The 15,983-nt window shown below is 62.3% G+C and carries 11 protein-coding genes and 1 tRNA gene; 4 read left to right on the top strand and 8 right to left on the bottom strand.

Features of this window, described 5'->3' with window-relative positions:
- Positions 1 to 299: 299 nt before the first annotated feature.
- From Spa11_RS23055 to Spa11_RS17180, 4 genes are all read right to left on the bottom strand, one after another.
- A complete protein-coding gene (locus Spa11_RS23055) occupies positions 300 to 2,132 on the bottom strand; it encodes a hypothetical protein (protein ID WP_197529478.1) in 1,833 nt (610 codons plus the stop codon).
- Between the two features lie 46 nt (positions 2,133 to 2,178).
- Complete coding sequence (locus Spa11_RS17190) at positions 2,179 to 3,234, bottom strand: ABC transporter substrate-binding protein (RefSeq protein WP_145114497.1); 1,056 nt, start codon at positions 3,232 to 3,234, stop codon at positions 2,179 to 2,181.
- 53 nt (positions 3,235 to 3,287) lie between these two features.
- Positions 3,288 to 4,112: an ABC transporter permease gene (locus Spa11_RS17185; protein WP_197529477.1), complete on the bottom strand. Its 825-nt coding sequence runs from the start codon at positions 4,110 to 4,112 to the stop codon at positions 3,288 to 3,290.
- A 263-nt stretch (positions 4,113 to 4,375) separates the two neighbouring features.
- Positions 4,376 to 5,032, bottom strand: coding sequence for a metallophosphoesterase family protein (locus tag Spa11_RS17180; protein WP_145114495.1), 657 nt, complete (start codon positions 5,030 to 5,032; stop codon positions 4,376 to 4,378).
- A gap of 281 nt (positions 5,033 to 5,313) precedes the next feature.
- On the opposite strand from Spa11_RS17180, the gene Spa11_RS17175 reads away from it, so the two are divergent.
- Together Spa11_RS17175 and Spa11_RS17170 are read left to right on the top strand one after the other, a co-directional pair.
- Positions 5,314 to 6,954 carry an acetolactate synthase large subunit gene (locus tag Spa11_RS17175; RefSeq protein ID WP_145114493.1) on the top strand — a complete coding sequence of 547 codons (1,641 nt, stop codon included), beginning with the start codon at positions 5,314 to 5,316 and terminating at the stop codon, positions 6,952 to 6,954.
- A gap of 555 nt (positions 6,955 to 7,509) precedes the next feature.
- On the top strand, positions 7,510 to 8,943 hold the full coding sequence (locus Spa11_RS17170; RefSeq protein ID WP_145114491.1) for an aldehyde dehydrogenase family protein: 1,434 nt from the start codon (positions 7,510 to 7,512) through the stop codon (positions 8,941 to 8,943).
- 127 nt (positions 8,944 to 9,070) lie between these two features.
- Here the strand turns inward: Spa11_RS17170 and Spa11_RS17165 are convergent, their stop codons facing one another.
- Positions 9,071 to 9,451, bottom strand: a complete 381-nt coding sequence (locus Spa11_RS17165; RefSeq protein ID WP_145114489.1) for a hypothetical protein — start codon at positions 9,449 to 9,451, stop codon at positions 9,071 to 9,073.
- Positions 9,452 to 9,843: 392 nt separating this feature from the next.
- On the opposite strand from Spa11_RS17165, the gene Spa11_RS17160 reads away from it, so the two are divergent.
- Positions 9,844 to 9,915, top strand: a tRNA-Cys gene (locus tag Spa11_RS17160).
- A gap of 509 nt (positions 9,916 to 10,424) precedes the next feature.
- On the opposite strand, the gene Spa11_RS17155 is transcribed toward Spa11_RS17160, so the two are convergent.
- The 3 genes from Spa11_RS17155 to Spa11_RS17145 form a co-directional block, all read right to left on the bottom strand.
- The gene (locus Spa11_RS17155) at positions 10,425 to 11,177 is read right to left on the bottom strand and encodes a heavy-metal-associated domain-containing protein (RefSeq protein ID WP_145114487.1); all 753 of its coding nucleotides are present in this window, start codon (positions 11,175 to 11,177) and stop codon (positions 10,425 to 10,427) included.
- A 351-nt stretch (positions 11,178 to 11,528) separates the two neighbouring features.
- Entirely contained in the window at positions 11,529 to 12,065 is a 537-nt protein-coding gene (locus Spa11_RS17150) for a DUF421 domain-containing protein (protein WP_145114485.1), read from the bottom strand.
- 434 nt (positions 12,066 to 12,499) lie between these two features.
- Positions 12,500 to 14,365 carry a transketolase gene (locus Spa11_RS17145; protein ID WP_145114483.1) on the bottom strand — a complete coding sequence of 622 codons (1,866 nt, stop codon included), beginning with the start codon at positions 14,363 to 14,365 and terminating at the stop codon, positions 12,500 to 12,502.
- 510 nt (positions 14,366 to 14,875) lie between these two features.
- On the opposite strand from Spa11_RS17145, the gene Spa11_RS17140 reads away from it, so the two are divergent.
- Entirely contained in the window at positions 14,876 to 15,967 is a 1,092-nt protein-coding gene (locus Spa11_RS17140; protein ID WP_145114481.1) for a sodium:calcium antiporter, read from the top strand.
- Positions 15,968 to 15,983 lie beyond the last annotated feature (16 nt).

Here is a 15,983-nt window from a genome sequence, read left to right as displayed (position 1 = left end):
CCATGCATCAAATGAGGGCCTGAAGGACCGAAAAGAGAGTCCGCCATCTTTGGCTGCCAGAACGTTGGAATGTCGACAGTTTTCGATTTCGATCGGTGCGTTCCAATCGACTCGACAACGATCTTAATGGGCGCGGACTAAATCGGTCGTGAGAAATCGCCGAACGATGGTCGGCTGCGCCGTATTCTGGCGTGCGGTTAGCCCCAAAACAAGACTTGCCCCACGGAGTAGCCATCGAATAGCAGACCAGCCGTTGTCGGCGCGGGATTATTACCCGCCACCCTGTGTACCGTCGCGAGCTAGCCGGCGTTGTGCCGGTCGATCGAAGCGGCGATCGCCTCGTCGCGGAACGACCGCGACGCCACGCCCTGCGGGTCCCAGGGGCCTTCGCTCCACAGAAAGGCCTTGTCGATTGGTGGCGAAGCGTTTGCGTCATTGCTCAGGTAGTCGCACAACGCCCCGTAGTACCCGCTCCGTAGCTTCGCCAGCGCGGGGTCGTCCCACGGGTTGTTCCGGCCGTGCCCGCGGCCTTCGTAGGGCTTAGCGGCGACTTGGGCGGGTGTAGGGTAGCGGAGGCCATCGATCCCGAACTCGGGGTAGCCGCCGCCGATGCCGACCTCGCTGTAGACGAGCCGAGCGTTTGGCGACAGGTCTCCCCCGAGGCTGCGCAGTTCTTCGACGAAGTTCTGCGTCGCGGCCAAAAAGTCTTCGGCGGTGGGCGGCACGCTGACCGGCGCGTAGCAAGAGACGCCGATGAAATCGAGTTCGGCGAACAGCTCGGCGACGGCGGCGTGGTCGATCGCGGCTTCCTCCGCCTCACCCGCTAGGCCGCTCCAGTTGAGGGCGACGCCGATCTGCACGCCCTTGGTGCGGGGATTGGCTGCGAACCGTTCGCGCAATCGCAGGACGATCGCCCGATACGCCTGGGGATGCTGGAAGAGCGAGCGGCCCATCTCGCCCGACAGGGCCAGATCGAACCTTGTGTCCGAAGTCGCTTCGGCTTCGATGGCGTCGGCGAGTGGTTTGATGAGCAGCGACTCGTACGAGCCGGCGCCGATCGTCTTGGAAGGCGTGAAACGGTACAGGTTCCGCCACTCGTTGACGCGACCGCCGGCCGGGTCTAGGTGCGGCAGCAGCGAGACGTGGAGGCCGCGGCGGACGGCCTGGCCGATCGCCTTCGCGAACGCGTCGCGAAAGCGGTCGGCCAGGTCGTCCGTGGCGACCGTGAAGTTGTCGGGCGACGTCCAGGACGCTCCCCGCGATCCTTGCAGGCCGTAGGCGTCGATCGTCAGATCGGGCTTGAGGCGTGCATGGAGTGTTGGCACGAGTTGCACCCAGCGGTCGGCCGACGGAGCGGAAGCCATGAGATCGGCGGCTCGGCTGACGTGCTCAGGCGCCGTGTCGAGCGAGGTGGCGTCGTACATCATCACGGTTGGACCGATCGGCGCCCGACCGGTCTTGTGCAACGAGGCGAGCCGGAAACGGCCCGACGGGGGCGGCAGCGCCGCCCCCGTGTTGTCGGCCGGCATGTCGGCCGCAGGCTCGTCCGTATGGTCATCGTGATCGTGATCGGCATGCTCCTCATCGTCGTGATCGGCATGATCGTGATCGCTGTGCCCTTCATGATCGTGCGCGTCGTGGTCGTGGGCATCATCGCTGGAGGGAGAAGTTGGCGACGCGGCTCGCTCGGCCGCGGCCTCGTCCATCTTCGCGACGATCTCCGGCGGCAACGCGGCGCGGAGTTCGGCGAGTCCGTCGAGCAACTGCTGCTTGAGCGGTTCGAACTTGAAGTCCTCCGGCAGCTCATCCTCGTGCAACGGTTCGTGGAGTACGGCAAACGTTTCGAGCAGCGAATCTTTAGCGTCGTCGAGCTTCGTCAGTTGTTGGTCACTCAGCCCGGCAACGCCCGCCAGCTGTTGAATCGTGCTGAACGACTTGCCGAGCTGGTGCATCGGCCTGTCGGCGGCTTGCGGATTGCCCGCCTCGAACGCGGCGATGATCTCTTCGGTCAACGACTCAAGCGTGATCAACGCCTTCGGGAACTGGGCGGGGTCCAATTCCGGCCCCGTGGGGCCGCAGCCGATTGAAAACGCCACCGCCGAGAGTGCGGCGGCGAGGAACGGGGGTCGCATAGCAGAGTTCTCCAAGAGTGTGGAGTTAGAGGGAAGGAGATGTAGGCTACGGCCCGGTTGGAGCCTCAAGCAAGAGTTCGTCGCGTCGGTCGAGGCCGACGCCCTTGTTGACGAATCGGTCGTCGTAAGAATCTGTCGGGTCGATCTCGCCTTCCTTGTAGAGGCCGGCCTTGGTCATCGTCTTGACGAACGAAGCGACGCGGTGGCCGTCGATCGCGCCGAGGCCCTTTTCGAGCGTGTCGCCCGAGTCGACGAGGCCCCACTTGCGCATCATCTCGATCGAGTAATCGATCTGGCTGGGTGTCATGTCGGCGTTCTCGGCAAGGATCAACTCGTTGGCCGTGGCGGCGTCGCCGTAGAGGTACTCGTACCAGCCGACGATCGACGCATCGACGAAAGCCTGCACCAGTTCGGGCTTCTCATCGATCAAGTCTTGACGCGTCTCGAGCACGGTCGAGTAGCTCTGCCAGCCGTTGTCGGCGAGCAGGAAGACGCGCGGCTCGGCGCCGCTGGCTTCGCGGACACGTTGCGGCTCGGCGGTGGCGTACCCCTGAACCGCCCAGCCTTTGTTCACGAGAAACGGCGCCAGGTTGTGGTTGTACGGCCGGATGAGCGACCGATCGAACCCGTGGGCCGACTCGAGCCATAGGAAGAAGCTGTGCCGTCCCGGCGCGCCGAGCATCAGTGGCGCCTTCTTCAGGTCGGCCCATTCTTTGACGGGCCCGTCGGCGTGGGCGATCAGGCACTGCGGGTCGCGCTGGAAGAATGCGGCGACGAAACGCGTTGGGATCTTCTGCTTCACCACATCGAAGGCCGGGATCAGATTGGTCCCGATCAGGAAGTCCGCTTTACCAACGGGCAGCAGCGGGCGGTTGTTGATCATCGGCCCGCCGACGCGGATCGTCACATCAAGACCGCGGTCCTTGTAGTGCCCTGCGGCGAGCGCTTGATAGAAGCCGCCCAGTTCGGGCTGCGCCTTCCAGTTAAGGGCAAGCGTCACTTTCTCCGCGCTGCTAGCAGGTTGCGGGCAGGCGATCAGCAGAAGTAGTAAAGCGATTCGAAGCACGGCGACGCGGGGGCAGAGCAGGGCGGGTGTCGCCATAAGTCTAACAGTTTCCCCAGGGATTGGCTGGGAGCCCTAAGCGTATCGCCTCACTACAGCGTTGACTCGTGCCAACCGGCGAGCAGCCAGCGGCTCAGGAGGTGCGTCGCGAAGTAGCCGATGATCCCCGTCAGCGCGATCAGGGCCAGGGCGGCGAACATCAGCGGCGTGTCGAGGCGGTACTGGCCCTCGAAGACGGCGGCGGCAAGGCCCGACTGCTTGCCAGTCGCGCCCGTGGCGAATTCGGCGACGACGGTGCCGACGAGGCTCAGGTTGACCGCCGTCCGCAGTCCGGACAGGAAGTAGGGGAGGGCGGTCGGAGCCAAGAGCAGGCGTAGTCGCTGCCAGCGGCTGGCGCCATAGAGATCGAAGAGGTCGCGCAAGCCGGGATCGGCGCTGCGGAGGCCGACCGTTGTGCTTGCGAGGATGGGGAAGAACGCGACGATCCATGCGCAGACCAGGAGCACCACTTGCGTCTGCTCGATCCAGATCGTCAGCAACGGCGCCGTCGCCACCAATGGCGTTACTTGCAGCATCACGGCGTAGGGGAAAAGGCTTAGCTCAATCGCCGGGGAGATAGCGAAGAGCACCGCCAGCAGTAGACCTCCCGCAACGGCCAGCATTAACGCCAGCAGCATCGTACGTACGGTCACTAACCAAGCGGGTCCGAGCGCGCCCCACTGATCGACGAGAGTTGCCGACACCGCCGAGGGCGCCGGCGCGACGTACGGCTGGACTTCCTTCCAGCGAATTAGCGTCTCCCAAGCCGCCAAGAATAAGACAGCGACCAGAGCTGGCGCCGCGACCCGCACCCACATTGGGCGCCGTGCCGACGTCCGGCGTTCGCGGATCGATGATGAGGGGTCGGCGATGGCCACGCCCGCAGTCTAGGCGCGCCGAATCGAGACAACAACGTCCCTGAAATGCGTGACCCGCCGATCCGTCGCGACTTCACGGCGAGATCGACGGGTCGACGCCTGCCCCGACTAGTTCATCGGCGGCTGGTCGTTCCGAATCCAGTGTAGGAATCACGTTCGCGGCGCCATGCGTATGGCGCCGCGGGAAAACTGTAGCGAAGGGCCGGGCGAGTGTGGGAATTACTCACCGCATCGGCGTACTGAAAACGATTGCAGCCGTGCGACTATACCCGCAGAGCTCCGTCTGCTGAGACCTGCCAAGTCTGTCCCGTCTCAACATCACGAGCGGTGAGCCAGCCGCCGCCGTGGCAGTAGGTGTCGAGGCACACCAAGTAGCCGAGGTCTTGAACCTCGCCGCGTTTCTGTGCCGTGTGTCCGACGATGACACGCTTGCCCGAGAAGTGCTCCTTCGGCGTATGCTCCTGCAAGCTTTGCCAACGCAGCGCCTCGGCCGGTTGGCGGTCCATCGGCTCGTCGGCGACGTAGTTGGCGTGCGTGAAGATGAAGTCGTCGGTCTCGTAGTACGGCAAGCAGCGGTCGATGAAGTCGAGGTGCTGCTGGGGGATCACCGACAGGTCACCGACAAAGCCGTAGGAGTCGAGCGTGGCGACGCCGCCGTGCTGGAACCACCAGGTCCGCGGGTACGACCCGCGTAGCGCGCCGAGCATCATCTCTTCATGATTGCCGAGGAGCGAAGTGAGCCGCCCCGACGCGTCGAGCTCCAGCAGCTGATCGATCACGCCCCGTGAATCGGGCCCGCGATCGACATAGTCGCCAAGCGTCACGACATGGTCGTCATCGCCCAACTCGATCGCCTCCAGGATTGCCCGCAGCGCGGCGCTGCAGCCGTGAATGTCGCCGATCGCGATGAGTCGGGGCATTCAGCAGCGGGGGAGGGCGGTGTAGGGAGAATGCAGTAGGCCACTTAGGTTACCCCGCCTCGAGTTGGTCTGAGAGCCCCCAAATTAAGTGTCATGCGAGCCCCGCGACGTCAGTCCGGGGAGTGTGTTGGCGCCCACTTTCCTCCCCGGACTGACGTCGCGGGGCTCGCCCGAGTCGGTCTTGGGGCTCGCAAGAAGATCATTCTCTCTGCAACCGGTCCCCCTTTGCGCCTCCGCGGCTTTGCGTGACGCTTAGAGTCCACCACTGCAAAGGAACTGCGATGAAATCCTCCGACCTGTTCGTCCGTGCCCTCGAAGCGGAGGGCGTCGAGTACATCTTCGGCATCCCCGGCGAAGAGAACCTCGACCTGCTCGACTCGCTGTCGCGATCGACGATCCGGCTGATCCTCACCCGCCACGAGCAGGCCGCCGGCTTCATGGCGGCGACCTACGGCCGGCTCACCGGCAAGCCCGGCGTCTGCCTCTCGACCCTCGGGCCGGGCGCCACGAACTTCGTCACCGCGGCGGCGTACGCCCAGCTCGGGGCGATGCCGATGCTGATGATCACCGGCCAGAAGCCGATCAAGACCAGCAAACAGGGGCATTTTCAGATCATCGACACCGTCGACATGATGAAGCCCCTGACGAAGTTCACCAAACAGATCGTCGCCGGCGACAACATCCCGTCACGGGTTCGCGAAGCCTTCCGCCTCGCCGAAGAAGAGCGGCCCGGCGCCGTGCATCTCGAATTGCCCGAGGACATCGCCAAGGAGCCGACCAAGACACCCGTCATGCACGCCAGCCGCGTGCGCCGCCCCGCGGCGGACGAGAAGTCGATCCGGTTGGCGGTCGATTTGATCGAGAAGGCCAAGTGTCCGTTGCTGCTGGTCGGCGCCGGCGCGAACCGACGCCTTTGCAGCAAGATGCTGCGGCGCTTCGTCCACCAGACGGGCCTCCCGTTCTTTACGACGCAGATGGGGAAGGGCGTCATCGACGATTCGCACGAGCTGTGCCTCGGCACCGCGGCGCTTTCGTCAGGCGACTTTGTCCACCGGGCGATCGATGCGGCCGACCTGATCATCAACGTTGGCCACGACGTTGTCGAAAAGCCGCCGTTCTTTATGACGCCCGGCGGCGTGAAGGTGATCCACGTCAACTTCACGACGGCCGAGGTCGATCCGGTCTACTTCCCGCACGTCGAGGTCGTTGGCGATATCGCGCACAGTGTCTGGCGGATGGGTAACGACATCCGCCCGCAAGAGCACTGGGAGTTCAAACGCTTCCGCGAAGTTAAGGCCGCTCAAGAGAAGAACCAAGCCCAGCACACGGCGGATGACCGCTTCCCTGTCACGCCGGCGCGGCTCGTCGCCGAAGTGCAGGCGATCATGCCCCCCGATGGGATGCTGTCTCTCGATAACGGCATGTACAAGATCTGGTTTGCGCGCAACTTCAACGCCCACGAGCCCAACACGCTGCTGCTGGACAACGCGCTGGCGAGCATGGGCGCCGGCCTCCCCGCGGCGATGGCGGCCGAGATCGTCCACCCGAAGCGCTTTGTGATGGCCGTCTGCGGTGATGGCGGGTTCTTGATGAACGAGCAAGAGCTCGAGACGGCCGTCCGCCTCAAGCTCGACCTCGTCGTGCTGATCCTCAACGACTCGGGTTACGGCATGATCAAATGGAAGCAACAGGCCGACGGCATGACCAACTACGGCCTCGACTTCACGAACCCCGACTTCGTCAAACTCGCCGAAGCCTACGGCGCCCGCGGTCACCGCGTCGAATCGACCGCAGCTCTGCGACCCCTCCTAGAGAAGTGCCGCGACACCCCGGGCGTGGACGTGATCGACTGCCCTGTCGATTACTCGGTGAACGTGCCGTTGTTGAACGAAGAGATCAAGAAACTGGCAGCGGCTTTGTAAAAATTCACCACAAAGGAACGAAGGAACAAAGAAGCGAAGCGACTGTAGGAGGGGTCTCCAGACCCCGATTACGGCCTCCATTCCGAAACGGCATGGTGCGCGTAGTCGGCGTTTTTTAGATTTCACCGCGGAGTGTGCAGAGTGCGCGGAGGACGCGGAGTAATGATGAGTCCATTTCCAGAAGATTGGCAGCTACTTTGGGTGTTCGAGTGCGAACCTCAAGAATCAGAACAGGTGTTCAAGAGGTACGGCAGCGAAGTCAATGGGTATAGAGTTGTCTTCGAATGCTGGCCTCAAGAAATGGAAGCCAAGCTTGCGTGGTGGAAGGGTAAAGAGGTTTTAGGGCGTCTCGAATTGCAGTGGGTTCGAGGCATCGTGGCTGAGACCCATAAAAAAGGCTCTACCGCTTTGGTATTCACATTCGAGAAGGACTGCATCCGTCCACTTAGATTTCAAGTACGACCGTATCCTTCTGTAGAATGGGGCACATGCTGGGGCCCCCGCTAAATAATCAAACTAACTCCGCGTCCTCCGCGTCTCCGCGGTGAATCCAAAATGCTAAAAGACAAATACCCCTTCTACCTCGCTAACAAGCCCGAGTCGCCCAACGCCGACCTTGAGGTGACCGACAAGTTCACCGGTAAGGTTGCTACCCACGTGGCGATGGCGTCGGCGAGTGACATCGATCGGGGCATCGCCGCGGCGGTTGAGGCGACCGAGCCGATGCGCCTCATGCGGCCTTACGAGCGGCAGGCGGTGTTGTACCACTGCGTGGAGCGCTTCAAGCAGCGCGCCGACGAGATGGCGATGGCTCTTTGCATCGAAGCTGGCAAGCCGATCAAGGATTCGCGGGGCGAAGTGTCCCGTTTGATCGACACTTTTCGGATCGCGGCCGAGGAGTCGGTCCGCGTCGACGGCGAGATCCCGAACCTTGAGATATCGGCGCGGGCTAAGGGCTACCGCGGCTTTGTGCAACGCGTGCCGATCGGGCCGTGCTCGTTCATCTCGCCGTTCAACTTCCCGCTCAATCTGGCCGCCCACAAAGTGGCGCCGGCGCTGGCGGTGGGCTGTCCCTTCGTGCTCAAGCCGGCGAGCCGCACGCCGATTGGGGCGATCGTCATCGGCGAGATTCTTGCCGAGACCGACCTGCCACCCGGCGCGTTCAGCATCCTGCCTTGCCACCGCGATGGCGCCGACCTGTTCACGACCGACGACCGTCTCAAGCTGCTGTCGTTCACCGGCTCGCCCGACGTCGGTTGGGACCTCAAGGCCCGCGCCGGCAAGAAGCCCGTGATCCTCGAGCTCGGCGGCAACGCGGCCTGCATCGTTGACGAGGACGCGAACCTTGAAGACGCCGTCGCCCGCCTCGTGATCGGCGCGTTCTACCAATCGGGCCAGAGCTGCATCGGCGTGCAACGCATCCTCGCGCACGAGAAAATCTACGACACACTGAAAGATAAGCTCGTCGCCGCCACGAAGAAACTGATCGCCGGCGACCCGAAGGATGAAGACACGTTCATCGGCCCAATGATCAGCGAGGGTGAAGCCAAGCGGCTCGATGGCTGGATCCAGTCGGCCGTAAAGGCGGGCGGCAAGGTCCTCTGTGGCGGCAAGCGTGACGGCGCCATGCTTGAGGCGACGCTGCTCGAAGACGTGCCGGCCGATCAAGACCTCTGCACCGAAGAGGCGTTCGGCCCGGTCGCGATCCTCAGCAAGTTCAGCTCGTTCGATGACGCGCTTGCTCAAACCAACGACAGCAAGTTCGGCCTGCAAGCGGGCATCTTCACCCGCGACTGGTACAAGATCCAGCAGGCGTGGGACACGCTCGAGGTGGGCGGCGTCGTCATCGGCGATGTGCCGAGTTGGCGCGTCGATAACATGCCCTACGGCGGCGTCAAAGACTCCGGCCTCGGCCGCGAAGGCATCCGCTACGCGATGGAGGATATGACGGAGCAGCGGCTCTTGGTGATTCGCACGCCTTCGGCGTGAGACTAAACATCTGTAGGAGGCGTCTCCAGACGCCGATTACGCGCACCACGCCGTATCGGCTAATTGACCGTAATCGGCGTCTGGAGACGCCTCCTACAAGACTACTGCCAACTGCCCACTCTTCGCGCTAGCGAAGAATCAGAATCGGCCGCGCCACATGATGCGCTTCAGGACGGCCGAGCGTGTAGCCGTTGAACTGAGCGCCGTACATGCCGCTGAACGGCGTGGCGGGCGTCGAGGGGCGGGCCTGCGAGTAGCCGTACCATTCGCGGCTGGCGATACGGGCGGCGCGCTGGGCGGCCTTCGCCTGGGCCTTCGCCTGGATGATCTCGGTTGGCGTCATCTTGCCGATGCGACCGGCGTACTCGGGCCGCTCGACGGCCGGGGCGCCCACCGGGCCCGGATCGAGCGTCACCTGGGCCGACGCGGTGTTGGCAAACGCGGCAGCCGCCACGGCGGCGAGTGACAGCGAGGCGAGGCGGCTGGGCGATGCAAGACGAATACGCATGGCGACGGCTCCGGCGTCAGGTTGAGCGAGCCCCGTTTGGGCAAGCCCAGTTTAGGCAAGCAACGCCGAATCCTTTCGGCTGCCCTGAGAATCGTCGCGCACAGCGCCGCCCGTCCAAACGGCCTCAGCGGGCCGTTACGACCGGTAGAACCGGTAGTGGGCATTCGGCTGTCAGAAGGGGTCGACGGCTTTGCCGACGCTGTTTTCCCGCTCACCGCCCTCTGCCGACTGCCCACTACAATCGTCACACCTTGACCATGTCCCGCCAGTTTCGTAGTTTCGACTTCAGTGAGGGGGCGGCAAAGCCGATACAACTCTCACAACCGCGTCGGACTGCAGCTCCGACGTGCTAGCGAACCCGGTCCACTGGACCCGTGTCCCGCTAGAACCAAGGCGTCGTAGCCAAGTGGCTAAGGCATCGGATTGCAAATCCGACATCGTGGGTTCGACTCCCACCGACGCCTCTCCGATGAACCCCGTGAAACCGCTGTGTTTCCCGGGGTTTTTCGTTTTCGCGGCGACCGTCCGCGGCGGGCGAATTGTCAGCAGACCCCTCTAGTTTGCTCTGCTTACCTGGATTTGGCGCCACCTTTGGCGCCACGAAACCTCGGCGGCCCGCTCGGCTGGCCGGCGGTCATCCGTTCCAGTAGCCCGTGCCAGCTGCCGATCCTGAGTCGCGCCGTCGAGGGGCCCGCTATTCAGAGAAAGCGCGGGGAGCGAGTCGAGGGCGCCAGCAACGTCGAGCACCCTAGGATCGGTGTAAGTGTTCATCGTCAGATCGATCGTCGAGTGACGCATCGCGGCCTGTGCGGTGCGCGGGGCGACCTTGCCGGCCGACAGCAGAGCGACCGGGGGGCCGCAATGGTGTCCTTAAATTTCGATGACACCGTTCCGCCGGGGAACACCAGCCAACACTATCCGTCAGAGTTTGGTGTTCAGGCGGGCTTCGCTCGATTGAACGTCTACCGACCGATCAAGACGTGAGATGCCTCATGAGCATAAAGATCGCCATCGCCAACATGACGCTGTTCTCGACGATCGTGACGACTGACATCGGCAAGTTGAAGACTGTTCCGAGGCAGGCGCATTGGATGGTTTGTTTGCGGAGGACAGCGCCGGCGACGCCCACGAGCCCTACCGCCATGACGATCGCTGTTAGGCAGTTGGCGAGGATCGGCAGAGTGCGGCTGACGAATAAGATCCCAAGTGCGAGTTCGATCCATGGGTACGCCAAGGCGTACGCACGATTACGCTTCGCCACAATGTCGTAGCTTGAGAAGGCATCAGCGAACGCCGGGATATCCAAGAGCTTGAAGAAGGCGAAGCCGAGGAAGAAAAAGCCCATGAAGTAACTCATCGCCCGCGGCCAAACGACCTCGCCGTGAATTGACTCTGCAATTGCAGTCGCACCAAGCACATAGGCGACCACCAACAGTAGAGGCTTGTAGTTCGAGAGGGAAAAACCGGTCGATGGCTCGGTGCTCTGCGTCGAGGCGCCCTGCTTACTCGGCGGTGAACTTACCGGGGTCGCCTGATAGCCGGCCTCTCCCATCAGCTTGACGACGCGATCACTGTCTGCCTTATCGGCTAGGTCGACGGTGAGTGGCCTCTTGGGATCGTCGAGATCGACCGACCAATTGAGCACTCCTTCTTCGGCGTCAAGCAGAGGCCCGATCGTTGTCAAGCACTTCTGGCATCGTAGGTTGGTCTCGTAGGTCTGCTGCATCGACTTATCTCCTCAGCGAATCTACTCGAAAGGATTAGCGGCTCGATGATCGAGCAGCCCCCAACGAGATAGCGGGGCGTCTAGAGCGTTTGCTTCCTAGAGTATGGTCTCTCGGGGCTGATCCCGTTCGCTACGTCCGTTGTTGGTCAGAAACGAAGCATGAACTCCCTTCGTATAGCGACTTTTTTGACTGGCTCGGCGCTTTGCAGAGAGTCTCCGATTGTTCACGACTCTTGACGTACCGGCCGCATCTCGAGCAATTGCGGCGAGATGTGTTGCGATCAAGATCGCCCAAGCGGATCAGAGAAGTATGCCTTGCCGAGCGGCGTTCATCGGCTTGCGGTTCAGTGTTCAACCTGCCGAGCGGTTGCCGATGGAGCGAACGTCACGGAGGCTCGTTGCTACGTTTGCGACCGGCCCCTGCACCACACTCAGCGATCCGTCGGTCTCCAGAATCACCGCCTCAACCCCATCAACCGAAGCTACGCCCGCTGCTCGGAGGGCAGCGAGGACTTCTCCCTCGGTGATCCGTTCTCGCTGCATTGCCCGCGACATCATTCTACCATGATGCAACAGCAGGGTCGGTTCTGAGCGGATTAGCGCCCGAAACCACCTCAGGCGAATGCTGGTCCAGGTTACGAGGTACTGCAGCCCGATAAGCAGCGCTAATGCCAGCGCCCCTTCCGTCAACGCTACATCTTTCGAGAGAAGCATCGTTGCGAGAGTTGATCCCAGGGCCACCGTCACGACAAGATCGAACGCATTGAGCTTGGTTAGTGTCCGCTTGCCCGAAAGACGCAGGAGTGCAACGAGCGCAATGTAAGCCAGCACGCCGACGGCAAGCGTGCGTAGTAACCCGTCCCAGCTGTCAAAGAATGCGTCCTCCACGATTCCCGTGCTCTCGGTTAATGGCAGACGGCACCGAGTCTCTCTGGTCGTTGGCGTTTTTCCGGCATTGCATCGTGCTCCTAGGGAGTGCTCTGAGGAACTTACGGCAAACTACTCTATTCCGCGGTATCGAGTGCCCTAGTGGGCTGGCGCGAGAATTGCATGTGAGTACGCCTCGCGAATGGAATTCCAAGTGGCGAGGTTGCTGAGATTGAATTCTTCAGTGTTGTTACTTCATTCTAGTGACAGACCTCCGATTGAGGTCGACGCTGGAGTGGATAGTACGACACGGGTGGGGAAGAGTGAGGGGGGTTACTGCGGAAGGGCACGAGCGTGAGTTCACTTCGCAGTGTGACACGGAGAACATCCCTTCGCTTTTCGTCTAGGTACCTGATGCTAAGAGCGACCTCTTAGGCCTCAGGAGATTCCTAGGCCTAATGAAGTGTCGGTTGCATTGAATTGGCGACGTTTGAGACGAAGCCGACAATTGCATCGGCAGAGATTCCCTCGGCCTTGCGGAGACGAGCTGGCTCCCCGCTGCGTGGTCGTTGATCGACCGCCATCTGGAAGACCGGGACGGGGCGGTCGGCCAGGGCTGACGCGACGGCTTCACCCAGGCCGCCTGCGAGGTAGTGGTCTTCGACCGTCACCACGAAGCCTGTCGCCTCGGCGACGCGATGTAGTGTCTCTGCGTCAAGCGGCTTGACGCTGTACAAGTCGATCACACGGATCGGGATGTCCCACTCGTGGAGCTTGTCGTAAGCGGCAAGAGCCTCATGGAGCGTGACCCCAGCGGCAACGACGACGCCGACATCCCGGTCGGAGTGCCGCAGCACTTTGCATCCGCCGATCGGAAACTCCTCGTCGTTGCCGTAGATCACCGGTGTCTTACCGCGGGTGGTCCGGAGATAACAGGCGCCCGGCTCATGGGCCATCGCTTCGACCAGCCGCTCGGTCGAGACGGCGTCGCAGGGGTACAGCACCGTCGAGCCCGGCAGGGTCCGGAACATCGCCAAGTCTTCCAGGCCCATTTGTGAAGGACCGTCCTGACCGATCGACACGCCGGCGTGCGAGCCGACAAAGTTGATCCCGGCGCCCGAGTGGACGCTCATGCGGATCTGATCAAACGCCCGAGTGAGGAATGCCGCAAACGTCGAGACGAACGGTGTCTTGCCGCGCAGAGCCATGCCCAACGCGACGCCGGCCATGTTCTGCTCGGCGATGAACATCTCGAAGAAGCGCTCGGGGTACGCGTCGCGGAGCACATCGGCGCGGGTGGAGTTGCTCACCTCTCCGTCCAGCGCAACTAGGTGGGGCAGCACCGGCGCTAGCCTTTTCAGGGCTGAACCGTAGCCGTCGCGCGTGGCGTGCGAATCTCCGACCGCGTACTCCAGCGGACCCGCCGGAAGCGGCTTCAAAGGGGGGAGTTCGACGCGCTTCGGCGGAGCGATGCGACCTCGCACCGAGCGGTCCACCTCGCCGATTTCATCAAGCGCTCGCTTCAATTGGTCGTCGTCGAGCGCTTTGCCATGGAACCCTTCCTCATCCTCAAGAAAAGAGACGCCGTGTCCTTTGATCGTTTTGGCGATGATCATCATTGGCTTGCCGCTTACCTTCTGGGCAAAAGCGAGGGCCGTTTCAACTTGGTCGAGGTCGTGCCCGTCCTCAACAATTTCAACATGCCAGCCAAAAGCTTCGAGTCGTTGTTGGTAGGCCGAGAGGTCGTGGCCAAATTGCGTCGGGCCTCGCTGGCCGAGCCGGTTGACATCAAGCATGCCAACGAGGTTATCGAGTTCGTAGTGGGCCGCGATTTGGATCGCTTCCCATTGCGAACCCTCGGTCATTTCGCTGTCACCGAGCAAGACGTAGGTCCGGTAAGGGACCCGGTCGATCTGCTTTGCCGACAGGGCCATGCCGACCCCGATCGACAATCCTTGGCCGAGCGAACCGGTGGCGGCCTCGGCGAACTCGAATCGCTTGGTGGCGTGCCCTTCGAGCGAACTGTCGTAGTCTCGGTAGGTGAGCAAATCATCCTCGGCGATCTCGCCGGCGGCGGCCCACAGGGCGTAGAGGAGCGGGGAGGCGTGCCCTTTCGAGAAGATCACACGGTCGTTGTTCACGTAACCGGGATCGGAGGCGTCGTAGTGTAGTTGGCCCGTGAAGAATAGCCCGGCCATCAGTTCCAACGCCGATAACGATGAGGTCGGGTGCCCTGAGCCTGCCGCGTGCGAGGACTCGAGTATCCAGACCCGCATCAACCGGCATACTTCTTCAAGCTGCTGTCGTTCATCCTGAGTCATGGCTTACCTCCTTCAGACTTGCAGGCTACAGATGACGAAGCTTGCAGGGCGTCAACACGCCGCGAGTCGCTCGTACCGACCCAGATTGTTGAAGTCGGCTCTTAAGACGGGAGCTATCAATCCCTTACGCGCGTGACGACGGCGTGAGACGATGCAACTTGGTGTAGATCGTGAGCAGCGAACGCTGTGCCGCTCTCTGAATGCAAGGTGTGAAAAGCTTCCGCCCACGAGGCTGGCGCGAACGCGATCACCTTGGCTACCAAGCAACACAGTGGGGTGATAGGGAGCCAACTGCTGTGGTGGCGCTGGTGTAACGACCCGACCGCTGGAGTTGGCTGGGCATGTATGGGCCCGCACCTCTGGGGAGTTACTACCTGCGTGGAACGGTGGCGATTTCAGGTGGCGCAGATTGTGCCCCCGCCGAGTCGTGTTCGGGTGACGATCAGGTGGGGTCGATCTCCCGGCACCACCCCGTAGAGTCGTTCACGCCAGCCCTGGGTGCAGGCCTCTATGCTTGATTTGGATTTCAAATCGCTTCCTGTTTGGGGAAATCTCGCGATCCTGGCAATCGGGGGATCCGTGGTCTGGGTGGCGGGATTGCAGCTCGCCCGTCTTGCGGAATCGATTGCCTTGCGCACGGGTATGAGCCGGGTGCTGGCCGGCGCGATGCTTTTGGGGGTGGCGACATCGTTGCCCGAGATCGCCACGACGGTGACCGCCGGCGCCCTGGGGAACGCGCCGCTGGCGGTGAACAATCTGTTTGGTGGCGTCGCCATGCAACTGGCGGTACTGGCTTTGATCGACTTCTGGAGCGTCCGCGACGGCCCGCTAACTTTCTTCTCTCCCGACCCGGTCTTGCTGCTCGCTGGCGTGTTGCTGGTGCTGCAGGTCGCATTAGCAATCATCGCCGTCTCAGCGGGAGATGTGGCGATTCTTGCACACATCGGCTTTTGGCCCTTATTGCTGGTCGTGATCTACGGCATGTCGCTGTACTACATCGAGAACTTCGCATCGCTTGAGACATGGACCGCCGCCCGGTTGCCAGAGAAAGTCTTGCAAGCTGACGCTCCAGGAGACGATCAGAAAGAAAGTACCGACGCCTCTTTGGCGTGGTTGATGGCGTTGTTCGCCTTCAATTGCGTCCTCGTCCTGATCGGCGGCGCCTCCGTCTCCACGTCGGCCGACGCATTTTCGGCCCAAACCGGCATCGGCAGTGGATTTATCGGGGCGACACTGGTCGCCGTAGCGACCTCGTTGCCGGAGATCAGCACGACCGCAGGCGCCATTCGGCTCGGCGCCTACTCGATGGCGATCGCCAACATCTTGGGCACCAACACGCTGGAGATTGCTTTGCTGTTTCCGGCCGATCTTGCCTACCGCGATGGCCCCGTGATGAACGCTGTGGATAACTCGGCTCTGTTGATGGCCGGTTTGAGTATCGTCATGACCGCGCTCTACTTGTGGGGGTTGCTGGAACGGCGGGATCGATCGATCCTTCGGATGGGGGTCGATTCATGGTGCGTGCTGTTGACCTACCTGGCGGGCCTAGGAGTCTTGTACTTCCAGTCGGGAGCGGCTGGGCAATCGGGAGCGCCCGGGTGATCATGCGCGCCGCCAT

This window comes from Botrimarina mediterranea, from assembly GCF_007753265.1.
Lineage (GTDB): Bacteria > Planctomycetota > Planctomycetia > Pirellulales > Lacipirellulaceae > Botrimarina > Botrimarina mediterranea.
Note: the sequence above shows the minus strand (reverse complement) of the source record. Positions and strands in the feature narration are given on the sequence as shown.